Source organism: Streptomyces sp. Ru71, assembly GCF_002920535.1.
Classification (GTDB): Bacteria; Actinomycetota; Actinomycetes; order Streptomycetales; family Streptomycetaceae; genus Streptomyces.
In genome coordinates, this window is record NZ_PQSS01000064.1 from 1 (window position 1) to 24,340 (window position 24,340).

General features: G+C 73.3%; 29 protein-coding genes, 2 tRNA genes and 1 other RNA gene. 21 read left to right on the forward strand and 11 right to left on the reverse strand.

Features of this window, described 5'->3' with window-relative positions; genetic code table 11:
• Positions 1–1,770, reverse strand: a 1,770-nt coding sequence (locus C3489_RS28605; RefSeq protein ID WP_103784979.1) for a DNA polymerase III subunit gamma and tau, incomplete at its 3' end; no start/stop codon positions are given.
• Positions 1,771–1,865: 95 nt separating this feature from the next.
• Positions 1,866–1,964: signal recognition particle sRNA small type (ffs, locus tag C3489_RS28610), an RNA gene on the reverse strand.
• Positions 1,965–2,036: 72 nt separating this feature from the next.
• On the opposite strand from ffs, the gene C3489_RS28615 reads away from it, so the two are divergent.
• From C3489_RS28615 to C3489_RS38850, 4 genes are all read left to right on the forward strand, one after another.
• Positions 2,037–2,124 (forward strand) — tRNA-Ser (locus C3489_RS28615).
• Between the two features lie 1,366 nt (positions 2,125–3,490).
• Complete coding sequence (locus tag C3489_RS28625) at positions 3,491–4,240, forward strand: YeeE/YedE family protein (RefSeq protein ID WP_103784981.1); 750 nt, start codon at positions 3,491–3,493, stop codon at positions 4,238–4,240.
• The gene (locus tag C3489_RS28630; protein WP_103784982.1) at positions 4,240–4,656 is read left to right on the forward strand and encodes a YeeE/YedE thiosulfate transporter family protein; all 417 of its coding nucleotides are present in this window, start codon (positions 4,240–4,242) and stop codon (positions 4,654–4,656) included. The genes C3489_RS28625 and C3489_RS28630 overlap by 1 nt, the downstream gene beginning before the upstream one ends.
• Positions 4,653–4,826, forward strand: coding sequence for a hypothetical protein (locus tag C3489_RS38850; RefSeq protein ID WP_181139892.1), 174 nt, complete (start codon positions 4,653–4,655; stop codon positions 4,824–4,826). The genes C3489_RS28630 and C3489_RS38850 overlap by 4 nt, the downstream gene beginning before the upstream one ends.
• A 79-nt stretch (positions 4,827–4,905) precedes the next feature.
• On the opposite strand, the gene C3489_RS28635 is transcribed toward C3489_RS38850, so the two are convergent.
• A complete protein-coding gene (locus tag C3489_RS28635) occupies positions 4,906–5,556 on the reverse strand; it encodes a CGNR zinc finger domain-containing protein (protein WP_103784983.1) in 651 nt (216 codons plus the stop codon).
• A 91-nt stretch (positions 5,557–5,647) separates the two neighbouring features.
• Between C3489_RS28635 and C3489_RS28640 the strand changes: the two genes are divergently transcribed.
• Complete coding sequence (locus C3489_RS28640) at positions 5,648–6,559, forward strand: arginase family protein (protein ID WP_103784984.1); 912 nt, start codon at positions 5,648–5,650, stop codon at positions 6,557–6,559.
• Positions 6,556–7,065, forward strand: a complete 510-nt coding sequence (locus C3489_RS28645; RefSeq protein ID WP_103784985.1) for a hypothetical protein — start codon at positions 6,556–6,558, stop codon at positions 7,063–7,065. The genes C3489_RS28640 and C3489_RS28645 overlap by 4 nt, the downstream gene beginning before the upstream one ends.
• Positions 7,066–7,090: 25 nt before the next feature.
• Here C3489_RS28645 and C3489_RS28650 read toward each other — a convergent pair whose 3' ends face one another.
• The 5 genes from C3489_RS28650 to C3489_RS28670 form a co-directional block, all read right to left on the reverse strand.
• Positions 7,091–7,720 carry a response regulator transcription factor gene (locus C3489_RS28650; RefSeq protein ID WP_103784986.1) on the reverse strand — a complete coding sequence of 210 codons (630 nt, stop codon included), beginning with the start codon at positions 7,718–7,720 and terminating at the stop codon, positions 7,091–7,093.
• Positions 7,717–8,925 (reverse strand): sensor histidine kinase, encoded by a 1,209-nt coding sequence (locus C3489_RS28655; RefSeq protein ID WP_103784987.1) that lies wholly within the window; start codon positions 8,923–8,925, stop codon positions 7,717–7,719. The genes C3489_RS28650 and C3489_RS28655 overlap by 4 nt, the downstream gene beginning before the upstream one ends.
• Before the next feature lie 140 nt (positions 8,926–9,065).
• Entirely contained in the window at positions 9,066–10,790 is a 1,725-nt protein-coding gene (locus C3489_RS28660) for a copper resistance CopC/CopD family protein (RefSeq protein ID WP_103784988.1), read from the reverse strand.
• A gap of 232 nt (positions 10,791–11,022) precedes the next feature.
• On the reverse strand, positions 11,023–11,628 hold the full coding sequence (locus C3489_RS28665) for a GNAT family N-acetyltransferase (RefSeq protein WP_103784989.1): 606 nt from the start codon (positions 11,626–11,628) through the stop codon (positions 11,023–11,025).
• Complete coding sequence (locus C3489_RS28670) at positions 11,621–13,681, reverse strand: penicillin acylase family protein (RefSeq protein ID WP_103784990.1); 2,061 nt, start codon at positions 13,679–13,681, stop codon at positions 11,621–11,623. Before C3489_RS28670 ends, C3489_RS28665 begins: the two co-directional genes overlap by 8 nt.
• A gap of 217 nt (positions 13,682–13,898) precedes the next feature.
• Here C3489_RS28670 and C3489_RS28675 point away from each other — a divergent pair, with 217 nt between their 5' ends.
• The 5 genes from C3489_RS28675 (at position 13,899) to C3489_RS28690 (ending at position 16,445) form a co-directional block, all read left to right on the forward strand.
• A complete protein-coding gene (locus C3489_RS28675; protein ID WP_103784991.1) occupies positions 13,899–14,489 on the forward strand; it encodes an HhH-GPD-type base excision DNA repair protein in 591 nt (196 codons plus the stop codon).
• Between the two features lie 136 nt (positions 14,490–14,625).
• Positions 14,626–14,958 carry a hypothetical protein gene (locus tag C3489_RS28680; RefSeq protein ID WP_181139893.1) on the forward strand — a complete coding sequence of 111 codons (333 nt, stop codon included), beginning with the start codon at positions 14,626–14,628 and terminating at the stop codon, positions 14,956–14,958.
• A gap of 59 nt (positions 14,959–15,017) precedes the next feature.
• The gene (locus C3489_RS39600; RefSeq protein WP_258054994.1) at positions 15,018–15,143 is read left to right on the forward strand and encodes a hypothetical protein; all 126 of its coding nucleotides are present in this window, start codon (positions 15,018–15,020) and stop codon (positions 15,141–15,143) included.
• A gap of 214 nt (positions 15,144–15,357) precedes the next feature.
• On the forward strand, positions 15,358–15,654 hold the full coding sequence (locus C3489_RS28685) for a type II toxin-antitoxin system VapB family antitoxin (RefSeq protein WP_004943146.1): 297 nt from the start codon (positions 15,358–15,360) through the stop codon (positions 15,652–15,654).
• Positions 15,655–15,833: 179 nt separating this feature from the next.
• Positions 15,834–16,445 (forward strand): LytR C-terminal domain-containing protein, encoded by a 612-nt coding sequence (locus C3489_RS28690; RefSeq protein WP_103784992.1) that lies wholly within the window; start codon positions 15,834–15,836, stop codon positions 16,443–16,445.
• Positions 16,446–16,532: 87 nt separating this feature from the next.
• On the opposite strand, the gene upp is transcribed toward C3489_RS28690, so the two are convergent.
• Positions 16,533–17,168 carry a uracil phosphoribosyltransferase gene (gene upp / locus C3489_RS28695; protein ID WP_103785015.1) on the reverse strand — a complete coding sequence of 212 codons (636 nt, stop codon included), beginning with the start codon at positions 17,166–17,168 and terminating at the stop codon, positions 16,533–16,535.
• 141 nt (positions 17,169–17,309) lie between these two features.
• Between upp and C3489_RS28700 the strand changes: the two genes are divergently transcribed.
• The 4 genes from C3489_RS28700 to C3489_RS28715 all read left to right on the forward strand — a co-directional run bounded on the left by C3489_RS28700 (position 17,310) and on the right by C3489_RS28715 (position 19,277).
• Positions 17,310–17,564 (forward strand): hypothetical protein, encoded by a 255-nt coding sequence (locus tag C3489_RS28700; RefSeq protein WP_258054995.1) that lies wholly within the window; start codon positions 17,310–17,312, stop codon positions 17,562–17,564.
• Positions 17,565–18,103: 539 nt separating this feature from the next.
• Positions 18,104–18,634: a hypothetical protein gene (locus tag C3489_RS28705; RefSeq protein WP_103784993.1), complete on the forward strand. Its 531-nt coding sequence runs from the start codon at positions 18,104–18,106 to the stop codon at positions 18,632–18,634.
• 59 nt (positions 18,635–18,693) lie between these two features.
• A complete protein-coding gene (gene tadA, locus C3489_RS28710) occupies positions 18,694–19,125 on the forward strand; it encodes a tRNA adenosine(34) deaminase TadA (RefSeq protein WP_103784994.1) in 432 nt (143 codons plus the stop codon).
• Between the two features lie 67 nt (positions 19,126–19,192).
• Positions 19,193–19,277 (forward strand) — tRNA-Ser (locus C3489_RS28715).
• Between the two features lie 58 nt (positions 19,278–19,335).
• Here C3489_RS28715 and C3489_RS28720 read toward each other — a convergent pair.
• Entirely contained in the window at positions 19,336–19,677 is a 342-nt protein-coding gene (locus tag C3489_RS28720; RefSeq protein WP_103784995.1) for an MmcQ/YjbR family DNA-binding protein, read from the reverse strand.
• 132 nt (positions 19,678–19,809) lie between these two features.
• Here C3489_RS28720 and C3489_RS28725 point away from each other — a divergent pair, with 132 nt between their 5' ends.
• The 5 genes from C3489_RS28725 (at position 19,810) to C3489_RS28745 (ending at position 23,381) form a co-directional block, all read left to right on the forward strand.
• Complete coding sequence (locus C3489_RS28725; RefSeq protein WP_103784996.1) at positions 19,810–19,989, forward strand: hypothetical protein; 180 nt, start codon at positions 19,810–19,812, stop codon at positions 19,987–19,989.
• A 16-nt stretch (positions 19,990–20,005) separates the two neighbouring features.
• Positions 20,006–20,299 carry a Dabb family protein gene (locus C3489_RS28730; protein WP_103784997.1) on the forward strand — a complete coding sequence of 98 codons (294 nt, stop codon included), beginning with the start codon at positions 20,006–20,008 and terminating at the stop codon, positions 20,297–20,299.
• 181 nt (positions 20,300–20,480) lie between these two features.
• A complete protein-coding gene (locus C3489_RS28735; RefSeq protein ID WP_258054997.1) occupies positions 20,481–21,299 on the forward strand; it encodes an RNA polymerase sigma factor SigF in 819 nt (272 codons plus the stop codon).
• 307 nt (positions 21,300–21,606) lie between these two features.
• On the forward strand, positions 21,607–22,524 hold the full coding sequence (locus C3489_RS28740) for an RNA polymerase sigma factor SigF (protein ID WP_103784999.1): 918 nt from the start codon (positions 21,607–21,609) through the stop codon (positions 22,522–22,524).
• A gap of 38 nt (positions 22,525–22,562) precedes the next feature.
• A complete protein-coding gene (locus C3489_RS28745) occupies positions 22,563–23,381 on the forward strand; it encodes a hypothetical protein (protein ID WP_103785000.1) in 819 nt (272 codons plus the stop codon).
• A gap of 12 nt (positions 23,382–23,393) precedes the next feature.
• Here C3489_RS28745 and C3489_RS28750 read toward each other — a convergent pair whose 3' ends face one another.
• Entirely contained in the window at positions 23,394–23,594 is a 201-nt protein-coding gene (locus C3489_RS28750) for a hypothetical protein (RefSeq protein WP_103785001.1), read from the reverse strand.
• Positions 23,595–23,788: 194 nt separating this feature from the next.
• Here C3489_RS28750 and C3489_RS28755 point away from each other — a divergent pair, with 194 nt between their 5' ends.
• Complete coding sequence (locus C3489_RS28755; protein ID WP_103785002.1) at positions 23,789–24,328, forward strand: MarR family winged helix-turn-helix transcriptional regulator; 540 nt, start codon at positions 23,789–23,791, stop codon at positions 24,326–24,328.
• Positions 24,329–24,340: the final 12 nt, after the last annotated feature.

The window sequence follows — 24,340 nt, forward strand, 5'->3', positions numbered from 1 at the left end:
GGCGGGAGCAGCCGCGGGGCCCGGGCCGCCGGGACCGGCGGTCGCCGTGGGGCGGGTACCGCCGCCCGCCGGGGCAGCGGTGGGCCAGCCACCGGGCCTGCGGCCACCTCCGGCCGGGGCGGCCGTGGGCCAGGCGCCCGGGGCAGGAGCAGCGGGGGACGGGGTGGCGGCCGGCGCGTCGGCAGCCGGGGAGACGGCGGCGGAATCGCCGTGCTGGGCGGCGGGGGCGGCGTGCTGGGCGGCAGGGGCGGCGGCCTCGGTCGCCGGCCGGCCTCCGCCCTGCTGCCCGGCACCACCGGGCGCGGCGGCCGGTACGGCCGGGGAGGCCGGCGGAGCGGCCGGCACCGGCACCCCGGCACCGGGGCCCGGGCCCGGACCGCCGACGGGCGCCCCGGCACCGGGCGCACCCGCGCCCGCGCCCGCGCCCGAGGAGCGGACCGCCGCGCGCGCCGCGGCAGCCCCGCCACCGGCGGGAACGGGCGCACCGGCGCCCCCACCCGCCGGACCGGCGGGAACGGCGCCCGGGCCGCCCGCGTGGGGCATGGCACCCCCGTGCGCCTCGGGCCCGGGGACGTACCCCATGGCGGGCATCCCCGCGCCGGCGGAGAAGTTCACGCCGCGCTCGATGCGGTCGAGCCGGGCCATCACGGACCGCTCGTCGCCGTAGGCGGCCGGGAGCAGGACGCGGGCGCAGATCAGTTCGAGCTGGAGACGGGGCGAGGTGGCGCCGCGCATCTCCGTGAGGCCCTCGTTGACGAGGTCGGCGGCGCGGCTGAGATCGGCGGCGCCGAAGGAGCGCGCCTGGGCCTGCATCCGCTCGATGACGTCGGCCGGGGCGTCGATCAGCCCCTTCTCGGCGGCGTCGGGCACGGCGGCGAGGATGACGAGGTCGCGCAGCCGCTCCAGCAGGTCGGCGACGAACCGCCGGGGGTCGTTGCCGCCCTCGATGACGCGGTCGACGACCTCGAAGGCGGCGGCGCCGTCACCGGAGGCGAAGGACTCCACGACGGAGTCGAGCAGCGAGCCGTCGGTGTAGCCGAGGAGGGAGGTGGCCATGGCGTAGGTCACACCGTCCTCGCCGGCGCCGGCGAGCAGCTGGTCCATGACGGACATCGAGTCACGCACGGAGCCGGCGCCGGCGCGCACGACGAGCGGCAGGACGCCGTCCTCGACGGGGATGTTCTCCTTCTGGCAGACCTCGCCGAGGTAGTCGCGCAGGGTCCCCGGGGGCACGAGCCGGAAGGGGTAGTGGTGGGTCCGCGACCGGATGGTGCCGATGACCTTCTCGGGCTCGGTGGTCGCGAAGATGAACTTCAGATGCTCCGGCGGCTCCTCGACGACCTTCAGCAGCGCGTTGAAGCCGGCCGACGTGACCATGTGGGCCTCGTCGATGATGTAGATCTTGTACCGGCTGCGGGCGGGCCCGAAGAACGCCTTCTCACGCAGGTCACGGGCGTCGTCCACACCACCGTGGGAAGCTGCGTCGATCTCGATGACGTCGATCGAACCCGGCCCGTTCCTGGCCAGGTCGAGACAGGACTGGCACTCGCCGCACGGCGTCGGGGTGGGACCCTGCTCACAGTTCAGGCAGCGGGCGAGGATGCGCGCGCTGGTCGTCTTGCCGCATCCGCGGGGCCCGCTGAACAGGTACGCGTGATTGACCCGGTTGTTCCGCAGCGCCTGCTGCAGCGGGTCGGTGACATGCTCCTGCCCGATGACCTCGGCGAAGGACTCCGGGCGATAGCGGCGGTACAGCGCGAGAGACGACACGCTTACGAGGTTATAGGCGCCCACTGACAATCCGGGCAGCCGGAAGAGGCGACGAAGGACACCCCGGGCACCAGGCGCCGCGGCCCCGTCGCACACACGCAAGCGCCCCCCACGCACCCGCCAGAGCCGACCTACCCTTGCTGCCTTCCGGCCCTGGGGGAGTTCAGTCAGATAGCGCCGCGTGAGGGGCTGCGCACAGCCTACCCGATGCGGGCCAGGGGGAACGAGTTCGCGAGCACTCCCCTCGGTCATGTAATGTTTCCGGCGGAGGATTCGCCTAGAGGCCTAGGGCGCACGCTTGGAAAGCGTGTTGGGGGCAACCCCTCACGAGTTCGAATCTCGTATCCTCCGCCAGCCCAGAGGGCCGGACCGCGAAAGCGGCCCGGCCCTCTGGCGTTTGTCCGGCCCGCCCAGCGCCTGGCCAGGCTCACCGCGCGCCTGGCTGAGTGTGAGCCCAGTCACAGGCGCGCGTCGGCGAGGGCCGCGACCGCCCCCTGTTTCAGGCCGGGCTTTTCATCCAGGCGGTGAGCCGGGCCCACCAGCCGCCCCTCCCGACCGACCGGGCCGGCACCGACATCGGCACCGGCGCAGGCGCAGGCACCGACACCGGCCCCGGCTCGCACCGGCACCGCTGATCCGCCGGCACGCCGGAGAGCACCTGCTCCACATGCTGTCCGCAGCCCTCGTAAGTCACTTTCCGGCATGACCCGCAAACAGCACGCTGGCACATGATTCGCTCCCTTGACGCCGACCCCTCATTTACGGACCAGTAATATCAACAGTTTCGTCACAGCCGAATTTCACCGTTCCGCCACAACGGATGTCCGTATCCGCATTGTCTCCACAAATGATCGACTCTCGTCGATGAAGGAGTCGGCCAGGAGGGGGCGTCCGGCTCTCAGAGGGCCCGCCATGGGGCGCACAGATCCGGACGCAAGGGGCATAGGGCTCAAGTTCGGCATGGCGCGTCTCACCCGACGGCATCGAGCGACCACGATCCGCAATCGCCCTGAGTTTGCCCGGAATACCGAAACAGTGGTTCCATCGCGCCCGGCCGGGAAATGGAGGCGCTCCTCCACATTGTGACAGGCCGTCTCCGCGTCATTTTGAGATCGTCGGCCCGGGCGCGGCGAGGGCGACAGACCGAGAACGGCAACCGCCCTCACCGGACGGGTGGTGTGCGCCGGTCGGAAGGGAGCAACGTGAGTTGCTCGCACGCCGTAGGGTGCCCCCTTTTCCCCCTTCTCAGGGAGAGCTTGCAGGGGTGGCGCGACTACTACTGCGACAGCGAGGACCAGTGGCGCGGCTGCGCGCGCTACCAGATGTCACTCACCGGTGAGCGGGTGCCGATCAGCCTGCTGCCCAACGGGGCCCGGGCGCGGCACCTCGAAGACGCCGACCGGCCCAGCCGCGCCCAACCGCAGCAGGGAGCCGGGCAGGCGCCGCCGCCACGGCACGATCCCTGGGCACCGACGGGCGGTTCCTGGCAAGGGCCGACACCGGCCCAGCCGCCCCACCCGTCGGCACCGGTGCCCGAGGCTTCGCAACCCGCGGCCGGGTTGGGGCCGGCGTCTCCGACGATCCCGGTCTCGCATCACCGGCCGTCGTCATCCACGCAGTTTCCCCAGCCCGCGGAACGCCCGTCCCGACGCGCGCGGCGGGGGAGCGGCGGCAAGCGCGGCTGGTGGGCCCGATTCACCGAATGGATGGGAGGCCCCGCATGAGTGGCTACTGGCCCTGGTGGGCCGGCGCTGCCGGGCTCGCTCTGATCACCATCAACTACGCCCTCACCACGGACCGTTCCTTCGGGGTCTCGTCCGCGTGGGATCGCGTGCTGCACTGGCGCAGGGAGCGCCGGCTGGAGCGGATGGACGAGGAGTTCACCGACGAGCGCGCTCTGGCCGACGCCCTCGCCGCGGCGACGGCGGAGCACTTCGGCACCGCCCCGGCGAACGCTGAACACCTCGGCACCGGCCCGGCGAACGCAGCGCACTTCGCCACCGCCCCGGCGGCGGCCCAGCACTTCGGCACCGGCCCCGCCGCGCCCACCGTGCCGCCGGCCTCGTACGGGACGTCACAGCCGGCCGTGGCGGACGTCGAACCGGTGGTGAGCGCGGACGGCACCCCGGTCACCGGACCGGGCCCGGCCCCGCTGGTCACCCAGGCCGCCCTGCTGGTGTCGATCTTCCTCGGCGGACTGATCGCCGCGGTCGCCTCCGGGCGGTTCCGCCTCCGGTTCGACATGGGCCCCGGGTTCCGGGACCTGGTCACGGCCGATCCGGTCACCATGCTCGTCCTGCTGTTCGTCGGAGGCGTGCTGGTCGGGTTCGGCACGCGGCTGGCCGGTGGGTGCAGCTCCGGTCACGGACTCAACGGCTGCGGCCGTCTGCGTCCGGTCAGCCTCGTCGCGACCGCCGTGTTCTTCGGCACCGCCGTCGCCGTGTCGTTCCTGCTGTGGAAGGTGATCTGATGCGTACGCGCGGTGCGGTCCTGGTGGCCAACATCATCACCGGACTGACTCTCGGCTTCACCGTCTCCAACATCGGCTTCGGCGACTACACCGAGCTCAACCGCATGTTCACCTTCCAGGACCTGCGCATGCTCCTCTCCTTCGCCGGCGCCGTCGCGATCATCGTGTGCGCGTTCGCCCTGCTGCGGGTCCGCCGCACCCCGGGGCGCATCCACGCCGGTGTGATCCCCGGCGCGGTGCTGTTCGGCACCGGCTGGGCGATCTCCGGTGGCTGCCCGGCCATCCCGATCGTGCAGGTCGCCGGCGGATACCTGCCCGCCCTGGTCACCCTGGTCGGCGTCAGCGTCGGTATCCGGCTGTGCCGGTGGGCCAACGCCCGCTGGTTCCACCTCGACCGCGGTTCCTGCGGACTGTGACCGAGGACGCGACGGCCCGCCCGGGTCAGCTCGGCGACTTACCCCCCGGCCAGACCGTCGAGCGCGTCGGCGACTGGCACGCGACCGGACGTGCCGCGCGCGCGGCCGCCCTGATCGCCGAGACCGCCGAGCGGGCGGCGGCCGAGGCCGACGCGCACACGCCCGATTGAGCTCCACCTCCTGCGCCCGTCAGGACGAACGAAGGCCCGACTCGTGCGAGGCCGGACCCGTGGCCCTCCGGCAGCGCCCTCAAGGCCCGTCCGGCCCCGCGCCCTGGGCTCGTCTGCGTTGGTAGTGGGTCCGGCCCTTGGCGGAGTTCCCGCAGGTGGCCATCGAGCACCAGCGGCGACGGCCGCCCCGGGAGCTGTCGATGAACACCCAGCCGCATCGCGGACCCAAGCAGACACGGGTGCGTTCCCGTGGCAGGGCACGCAGCAGGTCGAGCGCCTGCAGGGCGATCTCGTGCTGGAGGTAGTCGAGCCCCGACGTCCCGACGCCGACCTCGACTCGCGGCGTGTCCCCGCGGACGGTGAGGCGGGCATGGGCGGCCGCTCGCTTCCAGTGACTCCCGATCCGGTCGACCGCCTCCTCGGGAGCGGGTGCCTCGTGGTGGATCAGTGCCGTGAGCACATCGTGCAGGGCCTCGCGCAGCTCGCGGACGCGGTCCAGGGACTGCTCGGCCGCGTCGGGCTCGGTGTCGGCCAGCCGTCGCAGGGCCGTGAGGTCGGCAGGGGCGAAGTGCCCGGTGAGGGCGGCCCATTCCAGCAGGCGCGGGTAGCCGTCGAGCCAGTCGACCGGCTCCGTGTCGCGTGCGGTCACGGTGTTGACCAGGTCGATGACGACATGCCCGCCGACCAGGTCGCGGGGCCTGAAGGTGTGGGGCTGGACGGTTCCCGCCACGGCTGACCGCCTTTCTGCTTGCCTCCGTCTGTCCAACCGGTGTACTGATGTTATCCGGTTGGATCGGCTTCAGGTCGCGTAGGAGACGCCCATGGCCACTGCCGTCGAAGTCATCGCGGCCCCCTGGAACATCGGCTTGCGGCCGCCCGCGCCGGGCCGGGAGCCCGGAACCTGGCGGGCGCCGCACGCACTGCTGTCCGCGGGGCTGGAAGAGCGTCTGCGGCCGGCCCGGGTGGTGGAGCTCGACCGTCCCCGCTACGCGTTCGACCCACAGCCTGCGACCCGCATCCGCAACGGGGTGACCCTGCGCGAGCACACGCTGCGGCTCGGCGAGGCGGTCCGGGACGCCCTCGCCGCCACCCGGTTCCCCGTCGTCCTGGGCGGCGACTGCAGCATCCTGCTGGGCTGTCTGCTGGGGGCCCGGCGCCACGGACGCTGCGGACTGGTCCACCTCGACGGGCACAACGACTTCCGCCACCCCGGCAACTGGGACGCCGGCTCGTCCCTCGGCGCGGCGGCCGGAATGGACCTGGCCCTGGCCACCGGCCGGGGCGAGCTGCTGCTGACCCACTGGCCCGAGGTGGGCCGAGGGCTGGTCGCCGACGAGGACGTGGTCCAGATCGGCGACCGGGAGGAAGGGGAAGCACCCCCGGTGACCCGGTTCACCGCCCGGGAGCTCCAGCAGACCGGTGTCGCCCGCGTGACGGAGCGGGTCGCCCGCCGCCTGGCAGAGCGCGAACTGGACCGCGTCTGGCTCCACCTCGACCTCGACGTACTCGACGAACGCGTCCTGCCCGCCGTGGACTCCCCTGGCCGGCCCGGCCTGGACTTCCCGCAACTCGCCGAACTCGTCTCGACCCTGGCCGGCACCGGCCGGCTGGTGGGGCTCGACGTCGCCATCTACGATCCGGAACTCGACCCGGACGGTGCGTACGCCGCTCCCCTCGTCGACTGTCTCGCCTCCGCCCTGGCTCCCCTCGCGACCGTGGAGACGCACGCATGAAGACGTTGCTCGCCGACGGGCCCAGCCCCCTTTACGCCGCCGAGATGGAGCAGTTCGGCCGGCTGACCGGGCACTGGGCGACCCGGATCACCTACTACCCCGCCGACGGCTCACCGGCCCACAGCGTCAGCGGTGAATGGGAGTTCGGTTACGCCCTGGAGGGCAGGGCGGTCCTGGACGTCTGGCAATGGCCCGGGCGCGAGGAACTCCCCGCCGCAGGTCGCGCCCCGGACCAGGAGTGCGGTCTGTGCGTGCGCATCTGGGACCCGCGCCTGCAGCTGTGGCGGTTCACCTTCCACGGGACCGCCCACGGCGATCCGGTGCACATGTACGCCCGCCAGATCGACGACGACATCGTGATGGAGCGCGCCGTGGACGGCGACCTCGTCCGCTGGACGTTCACCGACATCACCTCCGACACCTTCCACTGGCGCAACGAACGGTCCACCGACGGCGGACTCGGCTGGCGACTCGACCAGGAGGTCAGTGCGCGCCGCCTGCGGTGAGCCCGATGCCTTGCTTCCGGCCCGCTCAGGGCACCAGCCGTCGCTCCTTCGCCACCGCCACCGCGCCCGAGCGGGTGTCGACGCCGAGCTTGTCGTAGATGCGGCGCAGATGGGTCTTGACCGTGGCCTCGCTGATGTGGAGCTCGCGGGCGATGTCCCGGTTGCCGAGGCCGCGGGAGAGGTGGGTGAGGATGTCCCGTTCCCGGGGGGTCAGGGCGGGGGCGGGGTTGCGCAGATGGGCCATGACGCGCCCGGCGACGGGGGCGGACAGGGTGGTGCGGCCCCGGGCGGCGGAGTGGATCGCGGCGAACAGCTCCTCGGGCCGCTCGGCCTTGAGCAGGTAGCCGGTGGCGCCGGCCTCGATCGCCCGGGTGATGTCGGCGTCGGTGTCGTAGGTGGTGAGGACGAGGACGTACGGGGCGTCCCGCTCGGCGACCAGCCGGCGGGTGGTCTCGACGCCGTCGATGCCCTCGCCGAGCTGGAGGTCCATCAGGACCACGTCCGGGCGCAGCTTGCGGGTCAGCGCGAGCGCCTCCTCGCCGCTACCGGCCTCCCCGATCACCTCGATGTCGGGGGCGCTGCCCAGCAGGGCGAGCAGCCCGGCGCGGACCACGGCGTGGTCGTCGCAGACCAGGACTCGGACGACGGTGCTCATACGGGCGGCTCCAGGGGGATCGCGGCCGACAGCACCGTGCCCTCGCCCGGTGCCGACTCGATGGTGAGGGTGCCGCCCAGCTGCCGCAGGCGGGCCCGGATCGCCGGCAGTCCGTGGCCGCGCACGGAAGTGGCGGGCCGTGCCTCGTTCGCCGAGGCGTCGAAGCCGCGGCCGTCGTCGGCGACGTCCAGGACGATCTCGTCGTCCAGGCAGGTCAGGGTCAGCGTCGCGGTGCGGGCGCCGGCGTGTTCGCGGACGTTGGCGAGGGCGCCCTGGGCGATGCGCAGCAGGGCCGACTCGACCAGGGCGGGCAGCGGATGCGCCGGGCTGCCCTCGGCGTGCACGCGGACCGTCAGGTCGGCGGTGGCCGCGCGCTCGGCCACCGCGCGCAGCGCCTTGAGCAGCCCGCCGCCCTCGGCGAGGTCGGCCGGGGCCAGGTCGTGCACGAAGCGGCGGGCCTCGGCGAGGTCGCGCTCGGCGATGGAGGCGGCCGTACGGACGTGGGTGCGGGCCGTGCCCGGGTCGCTGTCCCAGAGCCGGTCGGCGGCCTGGAGCAGCATGCGCTGACTGGACAGGCCCTGGGCGAGGGTGTCGTGGATCTCGCGGGCGAGGCGTTCGCGTTCGGCGAGGGTGCCCTCGCGGCGTTCGGTGGCGGCCAGTTCGCGCCGGGTGCGGATCAGGTCGTCGATCAGCTCGCGCTGGCGGCGGGCCTGGCGCTCCATGACGACGAACACGGCCGTGGCGACGGCGGCCACGGCCGGCGGGGCGAGCAGCACGTTCGGGTCGGGCCAGCCCGCCAGCTGCGCCTGGGCGGTCACGGCGAGCGCGGTGAGCCCGCCGACGAGGACGATCGCGGCGCGGGCCGGCAGGGTGCGCAGCCCGGTGTAGAAGAGGGGGACCGCGCACCAGGCGAAGCTCGGGGCGAGCGTCACCAGCACCGCCCAGGTCGCGACCACGGCCGTGAGCCAGGCCAGCCGGCGTGCGGTGAGGCGGGCGCCGAGGGCGGGGCCGAGGACGTAGAGCAGCGCCAGGAACAGGGACAGCGCCACCACCCAGGGGGTGCGCGGCTCGCCCGGGTGGCGGAGCAGGAAGCGGGCGAGCGAGGCGCCGAGCAGCACGAAGAACGCCGTGTGCATGATCACGGCGAGGGTGCGGGTGTCGTCGTCGCCCTCCGGACGGGGCGCGGCCGTGGCCGTCGTACCCATGACGCGCTCACCTCCCCGGTACGCCGCTGAACTGGGCAAACAACTTCATTGTCGCCCCGGGTCCGGGAACGGGGGGTCATCCGATCGGCTGACCTTCACCCCATTGGCGTGGGGCCCGCGCGGCTGTGCCGGTGCGCCGGTCAGCGCGCGAGGACGACCTGCCGCACCTCGCTGACCTGGTCGGTCTCCGACACCCGCACCGTCACCTTCATCGTCCAGGTGCCGGGCAGGGGGAGGGTGACGCGGTCGGCAGCCCAGTAGCCGCCCCGGTCGGTGACACGGGCGTCGATCGGCCCGATCCGCTGCGCCGGCAGGGTGAAGGACACCCGCAGTTCGGGCACGGTCGCCAGGCCGCCGTCGGGGCCGTAGACCACCGCCTGCACGGAGGTGTCGCCGGCCCGCCCCGGGTCCAGCGTGACCTGCACCTTCCCGCGGCCGCCCGGGGTGCCGACGTCGAACGGCACGTCGGTGACCGAGGCCGTGGGCAGCCCGGGCGCGGCGACCGGCTGCGTCTTGGCCGCCTCGGCGGCGGCCCGCCCGGGGAGGGTCCCGGCGAGGACGGTCGAGATCAGCAGGACGAGCGCGCCGAGGGCCGTCTCAACGAGGACGGCCCGGCGGAGCAGCCGGCGGTCGGGCCGCGGGGAGAGCGCCGGGTCCGGGTCGCCGCCGGCGGCCGTCCCGTTCGTGTGCGGCTCCGGTCCCCCGGCCATCGCGGGCAGCCGCTCCCGTACGGCGCCGGCCTCCGCCCCTGTCCGCAGCCGCCCGGTGAGATGCCGGGCCCCGGCGGCGGCCGTCAGCAGCAGCGTCACCGCGGCCAGCTTGAGCAGCAGCAGACGGCCGTACCCCGTGCCGGTGAGCGCGTCGAGGGAGCCGAGGCCGCGCCAGGACTGGTAGACGCCGGTGAGCGCCAGGACGGTGACGCAGCCGAGGGCGAGCCGGGAGAAACGGGTGACGGCGGCCACCGGCACGTCGGACGTGCACAGCAGGGTGACCAGGCCCCCGAGCCACACGGCCGCCGCCAGCAGGTGCAGCAACGCGGCGGCCATCGCGACGGGCACCTGGATCCCGGCGGCGGCGTGCTCGGCGACCGCCCAGGTCAGGGCCAGGCCGAAGGCCAGTGCCGCGCCCGCCGCCCGCGCCCTTCGGCCCCACGCCCGGCGCCGCACCAGCACACCGGCCGCCGCCAGCAGGCCCAGCCGGGCCACCAGGGCGATCCCCGGGCGGGTGGTCAGGGTGCGGGCCGCGCCGGAGGGATCGAGCACGGTCGACAGGCCCGTACCCCTCTCATAGGGCGCCCGCAGGAGCAGCAGTACGGCGGTGGCGGCGGCCAGCGTCGTCCACCCCACCGCCGTCGGGGTGCGCGCCGCCCCCGGTGCCAGCGCCCGGAACACCCCGCCGCCGATGAGCAGGGCGGCGCCCAGGTAGGCGGCGTACCGGGCGAGGTCGTAAAGGCCGCCGACGGCCGTGTTCTCCGGCTGCGTGGCGGCGACGGGCGGCGCGGGCGTGGGGGCGCCGACGGAGTAGGTGAAGGCGCCGGAGACGGGGTGGCTGTCGGCGGACACCACCCGCCAGGCCACCGTGTACGTGCCCCGGCCCTGGCCGGCCGGCAGGGTGACGCGGACGGTGTCGGAGCGGCCCGGCGCGTGCTGTGGCTCGCCGGTGCGCAGCCGGTGGTTGCCGGGATCGAAGACGCGGACCGAGTCGTCGAGCAGGGCGACGGACTCGGTGAAGGTGAGGGTGAGGTGGTCCGGGGCCGTCGTCAGAACGGAGGCGTCGGCGGGGTCGGTGCCGCGCAGGACGGCGTGCGCCCAGGCGGGCGCCGCGCCGCCGAGGAGGAGCAGGGTCAGCAGGGCGCCCAGCAGCACCGCGCGCCCTGTCCGTCGTTGTCCGCACGCATGCCTGTCGACCACGCGGTCCGCTCCCCTGCCGCCGTCCGCTCCGCTTGCCGCCGGATGTCCCGGGCGCCCGGAACTCCCCTCGGCAGTACGTACGCGCGCGAGACGCGGATCGCTCAGCGGGCTCCCGTACGGCCGGGGCGGACGGTCACCCGGCTCCCGTACGGCCGGCCCGAGCGGACGGTCTCCTCGCAGCCGTCGGCTAGCCGGGGCGGACGGTCTCCCGGTGCAGGAAGGCCAGTTGGGCGTGCTTCTGCGGCAGGTACACGTCCGGCAGGTCGATCTCGGGCAGGACGACCACCGGTCCCATCTCGAAGCCCAGCCGTTCGAAGCGGGTGATCGCCTTGCCGTTGCGCACGTCCGGGTCGACGACGATCCGCTGCCGGTCCAGGCCGCGCAGCACATAGGCCGTGATCGCCGAGACCAGGTGGGCGGTCCAGCCGGTGCGCGCACCGGCGGGGCCGGCCGGGGCGAGCAGCAGGTGGACGCCGATGTCGCCGGGCCGCACGGGGTAGCACTCGCCGACCCGGTCGGCCTCGGGCTCGTAGGTCTGCAGGAGGGCGGCCGCCTCACCGTCCTTGGCGACGAGGAAGGCGTGATGGGTGTCCAGGGTCTCCATGTGGGCGTAGATCTCGGCCACCTGCGTCACCGTCAGCCCCGTCATGCCCCAGAAGACGGCGCGTTCCTCGCTGACCCAGCGGTGGATCACCTCGGCGTCGGCGTGCGGGTCGAGGGGCAGCACGCGGACGGTGCCGAAGCCGTCGATCCGCTGCTCGTGCACGGCCTCGCGGTGCTGGAGGTCAGACATCGCTCTCCTTCGTGAGCTGGTCCCAGTCGGTGACGACGGGAACGAGTTCTCCCTTGAGCCACAAGGGGAGTTGGTCGCGGTGGTGCGGCGCGTCGGCGGTGCCGTCCGCGCCGAGGGGCACCACCCAGCGGCTGTTGTCGCGCCGGTGCAGGTCCCAGACGTAGCGGGCCGCCGGTCCGCGCGCGGCGAGATCGGTGACGCCGGGCACGGCGGTGGTGCACAGCACGCAGTCGTGGTCGCCGGACAGGCCCGGTGCGTCGTACGGCGTTGCCGTGAGCGCCCGCCAGGGGGCGAGGCGGTGGGTGTCGCCCCAGGTGCCGGCCGGCGGCCGGGCGGCGACCTCCTCCACGGCGGCGCGCAGCAGGGCGGCGCGGTCGATGCCGTAGACGTCCGGTGCCCGCAGCAGGTGTTCGAGTGCGAAACCGATGCGCGGGGTGAGGGCCAGCCAGGGCTGGAAGACCTCCGGGTAGGCGGGCGGGGACGTGAGGGCCGCGAACGCCTCCTGCGCGGCGAACCGCCGCACGAGGGCGCCGCGCACGGCCGCGTACAGCGCCGCGTCCCGGCTTGCGGCGTCCATCCGGCGGTCCCAGCCCAGCAGCCGGTCGCGCAGCGCGGCCGCGTCCGGGCCGAGCCCTTCGAGTGCGGCCAGACCGTCGAGCAGGGGCCCGGCGGAGGCGAGGTGGGTGTCCATGTGGACGGCGGCCATGTCGCCGGCGGACCACTCCCGCCGACCGGACAGCAGGGCGCGGATGCGTTCGGCGCGATGGTCCGGGGCGAACTCCGTGCCCAGCTCGGCCGCGAGGCCGCGCTGGTTGGCCATGACGGCGACGCCGTCGTCGAGGCCGGCGCGGGGCATCTCGTGCCAGCCGGTCCACTCGTGGCCCGGCTCCCAGGCCGGAACCAGCCGGGTGCGGTTGGCCCGGGCGCGCACCGGCACGCGTCCGGCGACCCGGTGCAGCAGCCCGCCCTCGGTGTCGGCGGCGTGCACGACGTTGACGGGTTCGGCCCAGGCGTCCAGCGCCCGGTCCACGTCGGCGACCCGGCGGGCCCGCAGCAGGGGCAGCAGGGCGCCGAAGCCGAGGTCGTGGGTGACCCGGGGCGGATGGCGCAGGCTCAGCGCGAGGGGTGTGCCGTCCTCCAGGCCCTCGGGTCCTCCGGCGACGACGGGTCCCCGGGCGGTCTCGATGACCTCGACCTCGACGCTCTCCTCTCCCGCGACCCGCACCAGCTCGGTGTGGCGGGCGGCGCGGTGCCAGCGTCCGTCCGGCCCGAGTGCCTCGACACCGGCGCCGGTGCGGCGCAGGCGTTCGCGGTAGAGGTCCTGGTAGTCGGCCATGGCGTTGGTGATGGCCCAGGCGACGGTGCCGGTGTGGCCGAAGTGGGCGATGCCGGGGACGCCGGGCACCGCGAGGCCGACGACGTCGAACTCGTCGCAGGCCAGCCGGATCTGCTGGTAGACGCCGGGGTCCTCGATGAAGCGGTGCGGGTCGCCGGCGATGAGCGGCTGCCCCGTCGTGGTGCGCTCCCCGCTCACCAGCCAGCCGTTGCTGCCGGCGGTGGCGGGGCCGTCGGCGGCGAACAGCTCGACCGCGCCGGGGCCGAGGTGCCGTGCCACCTCCTCGCGCCACAGCTTGGCGGGGAAGCCGGCGAACAGGATGTGCGTGGACAGCCACACGGCGAGCGGGGTCCAGGGCTCCCAGCGGCCGGGGGCGAGGCCCACCTGCCGGAACTCCCCGGTGGGGTGCAGGCCTTCGTTGACGCCGTCGACGTACGCGCGTACCCAGGCGGAGGTCTCCGCGTCCCGCTGCTCCAGCGCGGCGAAGCAGCGGCGGGCGGTGTCGGCGAGCCGGACCCGCCGGGCGAACCGGTCCCAGTCCAGCGAGGCGGGGCCGAGGAAGGCGGCCGAGGTGCCCTGGGCGCGGTGGCGTTCGACCTCCAGCTGCCAGGACCGGTCGCGTGCGGTGACCAGGCCCTGGGCCCGCGCGAGCGCCAGGGCGCCGGTGGCGCGCAGGTGCGGGATGCCCCAGGCGTCCCGGTGGATGGTGGTCGTCACTCCGGCCCCTCTTGACTTTAGGTTAGCCTCACCTAAGTAGGCGGTTCCGGGGATCGTACTCGAACCGTGGGAAGGGCCATGGCGACGGGGCATGCGAGCCGACGGCGCCGCAGCCCACCGAGGGGCGCGGGGAACTGCGCGAGCGGCCACCCACCGGCCCGCGGACGAACGGCCACCTCGGCGCGCAGACACGCACCCCGCGCGGGATCATCGAGACATGGACGTCACCCTGCACCTCGCCCAGGACGCCGAGGCCGACGCGCTGCTCGGCCGGTCGCCGCTCGCCGCGCTGGTCGGGATGCTGCTGGACCAGCAGATCCCGATGGAGTGGGCGTTCAAGGGCCCCCGCACGATCGCGGACCGCCTCGGCGCCGACGACCTGGACGCCCACGACATCGCCGCCACCGACCCGGACGCGTTCGCCGCCGTGCTGTCCGAGAAGCCGGCCGTCCACCGCTACCCGGGCTCCATGGCCAAACGCATCCAGCAGCTGTGCCAGTACCTCGTCGACCACTACGACGGCAACGCCGAGCTCGTCTGGAAGGGCGTCGACGACGGCCGCGAACTCCTGCGCCGCCTGGAGGAACTGCCCGGCTTCGGCAAGCAGAAGGCGCAGATCTTCCTCGCCCTGCTGGGCAAGCAGTTCGGCGTGCGCCCCGCCGGCTGGCAGGAGGCCGCCGGCTCCTACGGCGAGTCCCAGTGCTTCCGCTCCGTCGCCGACATCACCGGACCGGAGTCCCTGGCGAAGGTCCGCGCCCACAAGCAGGAGATGAAAGCGGCGGCGAAGGCGGCCAAGAGCAAGAAGTAGCGCGGGGTGCGCCCCCGCGCGCGGTGCGCTCCCGCGCCGATGTAAAGGAAGCTCGCCGCAACGGGTGTAGTCCGAGCGGGCGGATCTCGCGGCCGGTGCGAGGGCCGGCCCGCACGCCCCGGGCAGATGTCCTTGCGTGAGCCGCACCGCACGCGCCCTCCCCCGCAGCCACACCTGGCTGCGGGCGCTCGTGCTGCTGCTCGCGCTGCTCGTGCCCGGTGAGGCGTTCGGCGAGGCATACGCTCCGCCGGCCACCCCCGCCGCCACCGCGAGCGCCGAGCACGACGTGACCGACACCGCCGTACGGCCGCCCGTCCAGGGCGCGCACCGCACGGCCGTACCGCCGCGCCCCGCGCCCCTGCCGGACGCGCCGGCGCCGGCCAGGGCCACCGGCCCCGTCCCGCGGGCGGGGGTGCGGACGCCGTACACCGCCCTGCTCGCACTGCGCTCCGTGGTGCTGCGCTGCTGACCGAACCCGGCTTCCGGCCGCCATCGGTCCGTCAGTTCGACACCACGAGGAGCACGACCATGCCCACGGACCCCTACGCGGTCCTGCGCGCCCTGCTGCGCGCCGAGGCCGCACGCAGGACGCCCGAGCGGGGCGGGACCCCGCGACCCGAGCAGACCCCGCCGCAGCAGAAGCGGGAGCGCTGACGCACCCGGCGGGGGTGGACTGCCGCCTCCGCCGGGCCGTGCCGACCCCTTTCGGGCGAACCGGCCGGGGAAGAGGCCACAGGAAGCCGGTCGCCGCCGCCGAGGCCGGGCGCGGCCCCCGTTTCCGTTTCACCCTGTTCTGCAACATCTTTTCCGGTGGCGCACTCCGTCTCCATGGCTGCGCCCCGAACGCCAGGACCGGTAGGCTTTCCGTGTGATCTTCAAGCGCATCGGAAACGGCCGGCCGTACCCCGACCACGGCCGGGAGAGCACCCGGCAGTGGGCGGACGTCGCGCCGCGCCCGGTCCGCCTCGATCAGCTGGTGACCACCAAGCAGCAGCTCGACCTGGAGACCCTGCTCGCCGAGGACTCGACGTTCTACGGCGACCTCTTCGCGCACGTCGTGAAGTGGCAGGGCGACCTGTATCTGGAGGACGGCCTGCACCGCGCGGTCCGGGCCGCGCTCCAGCAGCGCCAGGTGCTGCACGCACGCGTCCTGGAACTGGACTGACGGCAGGGGCGCAGCCGGACTGACGGGCGTCCGAGGGCGGCACCGACCCCACGGAGTGACTCCGTCCGGTCACGGTGTGGCCCTTTCGGGTTCTCCTGGGCGGATCGAATGATCATCTAGTAGGCATCGCCGCCCGGGCGCACTACGCTGCGCCCATGAGCATGCTGACTCCCCCCGGCATGGGCGGCAAGTACCGGATCACGGGGGACAAGTACCCGCGCATGCGCCGTCCCCGGCGCCGCGGCAGGCTGGTGTTCCTCACCGTCGCCTGCGTCGCCGTGCTCGGAGTGATCGGCTGGGGCACGCTGCAGCTCATCGACGTCTTCACCGGCGGCGGCAAGAAAGCGACGGCGTCCGGCTCCAAGGGCGACTGCCGGACCAAGGCCGGTCCGTCGTCCGCCGCGGCCGCCGCCCTGCCCGCCCCGGGCTCGATCACCGTCAACGTGTTCAACGCGACGCCCCGCAGCGGGCTCGCCAAGCAGACCGCCGACGAGCTGAAGAAGCGCGGCTTCCGGATCGGCGAGGTGGGCAACGCGAGCAAGGACTACGACAAGAAGGTGCCCGGCACCGCGGTGCTGCTCGGCCCCGCCTCCTCGCTGAACACCTCGCTGCCGGTCCTCGCCACGCAGCTGGCCGGCGCCGAGCGCCGCACCGACGCCGCCCACAAGGGCGCGGCGATCGACCTGATCATCGGCAACACCTTCAAGTCCCTGGACGCCAAGCCGGCCGCCGACCAGGCCCTGAAGAAGCTGACGGCCCCGGCGTCCACGGCACCGAAGAAGGGCTGCTGAGCGCTCCGCCGATCCGGCGCCGTGCCAACGGCGCCGGGGCGCCGTGTTCCGGGGTTGCTCACCCGCGCCGGGGTGCGCGCTCCGGTGTTACTCCGCCGCCCCGTAGAGCCGGTCGCCCGCGTCGCCGAGGCCCGGGATGATGTAGCCGTGCTCGTTGAGGTGGTCGTCGACCGCCGCGGTGACGACCGTGACCGGCGTGCCCGCCAGTTCGCGCTCCATGATCTCGACGCCCTCGGGCGCGGCCAGCAGCACGACGGCCGTGACGTCGTCCGCGCCGCGCTTGATCAGCTCGCGGATCGCGGCGACCAGGGTGCCGCCCGTGGCCAGCATCGGGTCCAGCACGTACACCTGGCGCCCGGAGAGGTCCTCGGGCATCCGCGTGGCGTACGTGGAGGCCTCCAGCGTCTCCTCGTTGCGGATCATGCCGAGGAAGCCCACCTCGGCCGTCGGCAGCAGCCGCATCATGCCGTCCAGCATGCCGAGCCCGGCCCGCAGGATCGGCACCACCAGCGGACGCGGCCGGGCCAGCTTGACGCCGGTGGTCCGGGCCACGGGGGTCTGGATGTCGACCGCCTCGGTGCGCACGTCCCGGGTCGCCTCGTAGGCGAGCAGGGTGACCAGCTCGTCGGCGAGCCGACGGAAGGTCGCGGAGTCGGTGCGCTGGTCGCGCAGCGTGGTGAGCTTGTGGGCGACCAGGGGGTGGTCGACGACATGGAGACGCATGTCCACAACAGTAACCGGGCGCACCGCACCCGGCGTCCGCACGCTGCGTGAGCCTTTGCGGATCGTTTTCTTCCGGCTGCTGGCATCGGACCGCCCGCCCGGGGGAAGGTGGTGGGGACGGACCGGGGGTGGTGTTCCCACATGGCTGACCTGTCAGAACCCGAGATACCCGAGCGCGCTTCCGCGCGGCAGCCGGATTCCCAGCAACGGGACTCCCCACGACGGGACTCCCCGCAGCGGGACGTTCCGGAGACCGACGCGGAGCGGCGGCGCCGCCGCGCCCAGTTCCTGCGCGACCTGGCCGAGGCGCGCGAGCTGCGCGACCGGGTGCAGCCCCGCCGCGCCAAGGCGGCCCGGCTCCGGCACGCGATGCGTATGCGCACGTTCCGCTGGTGACCCGCCGGACGCGGGACACGCGGCGACCGGCGGACACGGACACGCGCAGACCGGCCGCGCGGGGACACGCGGTGACCCGTGAAAGCCAGACACGCGCAGACCGGCAGGCGCGGACACGCGCAGACCGGCGAACGCGGACACGCGCAGACCGGCGGCGCGGGGAGACGCGGTGACCCGCCGGACGCGGACACGCCGTGCCCCGTGGACGCGGAAGCGCGTGGCGCCCGTGGACGCGGGGCCATGGGCGGGAAGATCCGCGGGCCGTGCGGGCGTTGCCGGGGTGGGCGTGCGTGGGAGATGTGAAAACCCGCGTACGATCCGCAGGTGGCGGCAACGAGTGTGCTGGTGAGTCCAGATGGACGTGCCCGCGGACCCGCGTGCAAAACTGCCGGACACAGGGAGCCGAAGACGTCCCCTGAACGCCTTGTTTCTGCCACGATTCCGAGTGGGTGGGGCTCGGAGCCCGAGCTTCTCCCCGTCCGTAACCTCCGCCGGGGGGACCCCCAACCGGCACGCCTAAGACCAGTGGGAGAGTCACGGTGTACTTCACCGCACTGCTCGCGCGCACCGAAGACGGGTGGGAAGCGAGCGACACAGAGCTCGACGATGTGGAGACCCTGTCGGATCTGGCCGACCTGGCCCGGGAAGCCTCTCCCGACGAGGACACGGTGCTCGTCCTGATCGAGCAGGAGGACGCGTGGTTCGGCGTCGTCCGGGTGGACGGCGAGGAGGACCCGCGGGTCTTCGTCTCGAACGCCTCCGTCGCCGCCCGCAGCTCCTACGGCGAGCTGCTGCTCACCGACGAGCTGCTGGGCCGGGAGCCGGGTGAGGACGACACCGACCTGGACGCGCTCGACCTGGACGGCACCGAGGACGGCGACCCCGAGGACGCCGCCGGTGACGAGGACGGCGGCACCGCCGAGGCCGTGCCGAACGGCCCGGTGGGCGACTCCGCGCTCCTGGACGACCTGGGCGTGAGCGCGAAGGAGCTGCTGGCCCTGGAGGGCGACGCGCTGTCGGAGATCGCCGACGCGCTGGGCGCCTCCGAGATCCTGGAGGCGGTCCGCTGACCGTCCCGCACGACACCGCGCCGGCCCCGGACCCGGTACGCGACCGCTGGCGGCCCGCGATGCGGCTCGCCCTGGACGAGGCGGCGCGGGCGGCCCGGGGCGGTGACGTGCCCGTCGGAGCGCTGGTCCTGGCGCCCGACGGCACGAGCGTGCTCGCGACCGGGCACAACGAACGCGAGATCACCGGCGATCCGACCGCGCACGCGGAAGTCGTGGCGATCCGCCGGGCGGCGAGCGCGCTCGGCGAGTGGCGGCTGACCGGCTGCACGCTCGTCGTGACGCTGGAGCCGTGCACGATGTGCGCGGGCGCGATCGTCCAGTCCCGGGTGGACCGGGTGGTCTACGGCGCCCGGGACGACAAGGCGGGCGCGGCCGGCTCCCTGTGGGACGTGGTCCGCGACCGCCGGCTCAACCACCGGCCCGAGGTGATCGAGGGCGTGCTGGCGCGGGAGTGCGCGCAGCAGCTCACGGACTTCTTCCGCACCCGCTGACCGCCGCCCGGCGGCCCCCCGCCTATCGATTTCGGTCCACGGCCCCCCGTGCTGTAAGGTCTCCCTCGGTAGCGTGTCCGAGCGGCCGAAGGAGCTCGCCTCGAAAGCGAGTGTGGCGCAAGTCACCGAGGGTTCAAATCCCTCCGCTACCGCTGACAACACCCCCCGCCGCGGCAACGCGGACGGGGGGTGTTCTGCGTCCCAGCCCCCTCACCCCCCGAGATGCCCCCGAGCCACACTCACCGGGACACACATCCGCCAGGCGTCCGTGACCAGTTCCGCCAGTTCGTCCGGCGTGAGCGCGGCGAGCCGGGCCTCGGCCCAGTTGAACCGCAGGTCGGACGCGCGGGGGAGGGAGAACTTCTCCGGCTGGGAGGCGACCAGCGCCGCCCGCTCCTCCTTCGGGAAGGCGAAGCCGAGGACGGTCTCGTCGCGCGACAGGGCGAGGTAGACGATCCGCCCGATGCGGAACTTCACCCGGTCCCGGATCAGATGCTCCTCGGTGCGCGGCAGCGCAAGCGCGAGCCGTCGTACGTCCTCGACCGTGGCCATGCCACCACCCCCGCCGCCAGAGTCTCACGCAACGTCTCGGCGTGGGCCGTTGGTCCTCAAATACGACTGGTCGTTACACTCACGGCCGGCAACAGGGGACCCACCAGGCACGTCCGTGACAGGGAGGCCGCGATGGCGGTGAACGCGAAGAAGATCGCCGTCTATGCGCTCGTGGTCTTCGCGCTGTACGTGATCATCACGGACCCGGCCAAGGCCGCGGACTACGTCCAGATAGGGTTCGAGGGCATATCGGACGCCGCCAAGGCCATCGGTGACTTCATGACATGGGTCGCCAATGGAGGCAAGGGCTGACCCCCGGGAGTACCCCATGATCCGCCACCTGGTTCTCTTCAAGCTCAACGAGGGCGTCGAGCGCGACGACCCGCGGGTCGTGAAGGGCGTCGAGGCCTTCGAGGCGCTCGACGGCAAGATCGACGAGATCCGCTTCTGGGAGCTCGGCTGGAACATCAGCGACCGCCCCATCGCCTACGACTTCGCGATCAACTCGGGCTTCGACGACGCCGACGCGCTGCGCCGCTACGTCGAGCACCCCGAGCACCAGGCCGGCGTGGCCCTGTGGCGCGAGTTCGCCACGTGGGTGATCGCCGACTACGCGTACTGAGCCTCCCGGCCCGAGCGCCGGCCTGCCCCGCACCCGCCAAGGGTGCGGGGTTTTAGTCGTCTTATGGCCCATCTCTTACCCCAACACGTAGATATGCGGTGCTTGCACACAGTGGACATGTCTTGTGATGCTATGACCGCTTTTGACGGATGAGTTGACGGATGACGAGGTGGAGTTGACCGTGCCGGCCAGTACTGCGCCTCAGGCACCGCCCCAGGACGCCGCACCCCGACGCAGCCGGGGCGCCGACACCCGGGCACTCACCCAGGTGCTCTTCGCGCAGCTGAAGGAGCTCACGCCGGGCACGCCGGAGCACAACCGGGTACGAGGGGCGCTGATCGAGGCCAACCTGCCGCTCGTGCGCTACGCCGCCGCCCGCTTCCGGTCCCGCAACGAACCGATGGAGGACGTCGTCCAGGTCGGCACCATCGGGCTGATCAACGCCATCGACCGGTTCGACCCGGACCGCGGGGTGCAGTTCCCGACCTTCGCCATGCCCACGGTCGTCGGCGAGATCAAGCGCTACTTCCGCGACAACGTCCGCACCGTCCACGTCCCGCGCCGGCTGCACGAGCTGTGGGTGCAGGTCAACAGCGCCACCGAGGACCTGACCACCGCCTTCGGGCGCTCCCCGTCCACCGCCGAGATCGCCGAGCGACTGCGCATCAGCGAGGAGGAGGTGCTGTCCTGCATCGAGGCCGGACGGTCGTACCACGCCACCTCGCTGGAGGCCGCCCAGGAGGGCGACGGGCTGCCCGGCCTGCTCGACCGGCTCGGCTACGAGGACCCGGCCCTGGACGGCGTCGAGCACCGCGATCTCGTACGGCACCTGCTGGTGCAGCTGCCCGAGCGCGAGCAGCGCATCCTGCTGCTGCGCTACTACAGCAACCTCACCCAGTCGCAGATCAGCGCCGAGCTGGGCGTCTCCCAGATGCACGTCTCCCGGCTGCTCGCCCGCAGCTTCCAGCGACTGCGCTCGGCCAACCGGATCGACGCATAATCGGACCGGCGAGCAACCCGTTCGCGCCACCGGCGCACAACCGAATACCGGATCGATCCCTCACCGCCGCGAGCGAATCGCTCATCAGCGCGGATGTCGGTGTTTTCGGCCCGAAAGCCCGTCAGACCCCTTGTTTCCAGGGCCGTTTCGCATCTCGCATGTCGACATGTCACTACAGCGTGTTGCCGACATGTGACATTCTGCCGGAAGAGCGTTTGCCGTGGCTTCGGCTCCGGTATTCAGGTGAAGGCTGCGTTCCTTCGTGGGAGCGTCCGCCGCGACCGTCCCGCGACCCAAAGGGGGTGGCATGTCCGCAGACCAGGGCAGCTCGAAGGTGCTCACGCTCACGAAGAGCGAGACAGCGCCGGAGACGCTCGACGTTCTCGATGACGCCTCGGCCCTGGAGGCCGTGCCGGCCCCCGCCCTGCCGACGGAGCCGGCCGCGGCCCCTCCGGTGACCGGGGACATCGACACCCGCACGCTGTCCCGCTCCCTGTTCCTGCGGCTCGCCGCCCTCGACGAGGACAGCCCCGAGCGTGCCTACGTCCGGGACACCCTGATCGAGCTCAACCTCCCCCTCGTGCGCTACGCGGCCGCCCGCTTCCGCTCGCGCAACGAGCCGATGGAGGACATCGTCCAGGTCGGCACCATCGGCCTGATCAAGGCGATCGACCGGTTCGACTGCGAACGCGGAGTGGAGTTCCCGACCTTCGCGATGCCGACCGTCGTCGGCGAGATCAAGCGGTTCTTCCGGGACACCTCCTGGTCGGTGCGCGTGCCGCGCCGGCTCCAGGAGCTGCGCCTGGCGCTGACCAAGGCCAGCGACGAACTGTCGCAGAAGCTGGACCGCTCCCCGACGGTCGCGGAGCTCGCCTCGGTGCTCGGCGTGTCCGAGGAGGACGTGGTCGACGGCCTCGCGGTCGGCAACGCCTACACCGCCTCCTCGCTGGACTCCCCGGCCCCCGAGGACGACGGCGGCGAGGGCTCGCTCGCCGACCGGCTCGGCTACGAGGACAGCGCGCTGGAGGGCGTGGAGTACCGCGAGTCGCTCAAGCCGCTGCTGGCCAAGCTCCCGCCCCGCGAGCGGCGGATCATCATGCTGCGCTTCTTCGCCAACATGACCCAGTCGCAGATCGGCGAGGAGGTCGGCATCTCCCAGATGCACGTCTCCCGCCTGCTCACCCGCACGCTGGCCCAGCTGCGCGAGGGACTCATCTCCGACTGACCCTTCATTTCTGATGCGGCGTCAGTCACCATGGCGCGATGCTGCGATCGACGTGGACACGTGGCCGCCGGGGCGCCGTGATCGGTGCGTCGGCGGCCGTCGTCTGTGCGGGCGGGGTGCTCCTGGCGACGGGCGGCGGTGACGGCCGCGAGGGATACGCCGCGGTGGGCGCCGCCGGCGGCCCCCTGGCCTCCGGTACGGCGGCGAGGCCGACGGAGGACGTACGGCTGGTCCCGCTGGACGGCCGGGCGGACAACGCGCCCGGTGAGAAGGGGAGTTCACGGCCACCACGGACGCCGGCCGAGTCCGCCGCGTCCGCCGGGACCGCGGCCCCTGACCGCCGTACGGCCGCTGACATGGCACCCGGCGCACCGGCGCCCGCGAACGCCTCCGTGCCTTCGAGGGCACCGGCTCCGGCGTCACCGCACGGGCCCGGAGCGCCCCCGGCGCCTGCCCCGGGGCACACCTCCCCGCAGGCCCCGCCCTCCGCCGGCACACCATCGCCGACGCCGAAGCCCGCACCCTCTCCCGCCCCGAAGCCGCCGCCGGCCCCCGCCGCCCTCACCTGGACCGGCCCGGTCCGGGCGCCCGCGGATCAGCGCTGGTGCGAGAAGGTCACCGTCACCTTCCGCAACTCGGGCGGCACGCCGGTGCGTTCGGGGACGGTGACCTTCGGGACGCACATCATCGGCGGGCTCGGGATCGACTGGGGGACCGTCGAGTCGACCGCGGCGCTGCCGGCGCCGATCGGGGCCGGGGCGCGGCTGGAGCGGACCTGGACGGTGTGCGTGGACGCCTGGCGGGTGCCGCTGGGCATGCACGTGGAGACACGGGACGTCGCGGTCGTCTGGAAGTGACCGCGCCGCTGCCTACTTGAGCGCGAGCCAAGCCACCGCCGCGACGATCACCACGGCGGCGATCACCCCGACGATCAGTCCGATGCGCGGGCCGGAGGAGGTGGCAGCGGCCTGCTGCTGCCGTCCCTGGGGAGCCTCGTCGACGAACGCGCGGAACATCTGGGTGCTGCCGGCGGGGTCGTAGTTGCCCTGGGGGCCCTGGGTGTTAGCCATGGCCCGAGACACTAGCGAATCCGCCCCTCGGGCCCAAGTGCGGGGCTGATCACCCCTGCGACCACCCCCACCTGCACGTTTACTTCCGCAATACTTGCCTTTGCCAAGTTTTTATCCCGGCGGCTCCCCCTTTATTTGCCTGCGGCAACCAACCAAGCCTATGGTTGCCCTAAGCAACGAATACGGGAGGCGTGATGGCCGCAAAGGCGCAGTACGAGGAGCTGATCCGTCAGTTCAGCGCCTTCGGCGCCGTCAAAAGGGAGCTCGGCAGGATCCTGCCGTCCGACTGCCCGAGCGGCTCGGCCGCCGTGCTGACCCTGCTCGGCCGGTACGGCGACATGCGCATGAGCAAGCTGGCGGAGCTGCTGGCCGTGGACATGTCCGTCACCAGCCGCCACGTGGCGCACGTCGCCGAGCGCGGCTGGATCGAGCGCTCCCCGGACCCGGCGGACAAGCGGTCGCGCATCGTGCGGCTCACCCCGGAAGGGAACCGCAAGCTCGACGCGATGTCCCGGGCCACCACCCAGCTGCTGGCCGAGCGGCTCGGCGACTGGAGCGACGAGGAGGTCGCCCAGCTCACCCGCCTGATGCAGCGGCTGCGGGCCAGCTTCGACGACTGCCGTTCCCCCAAGCTCCCGGCCGCGCTCGAACAGGCGGGACCCCCATCCCCGCTGCGGCCCCCCGCACCGCCACCCGTGGTCGAGACGACCACCCGTACACCCGCAAGCACGTAAGTAAAGGAAGCC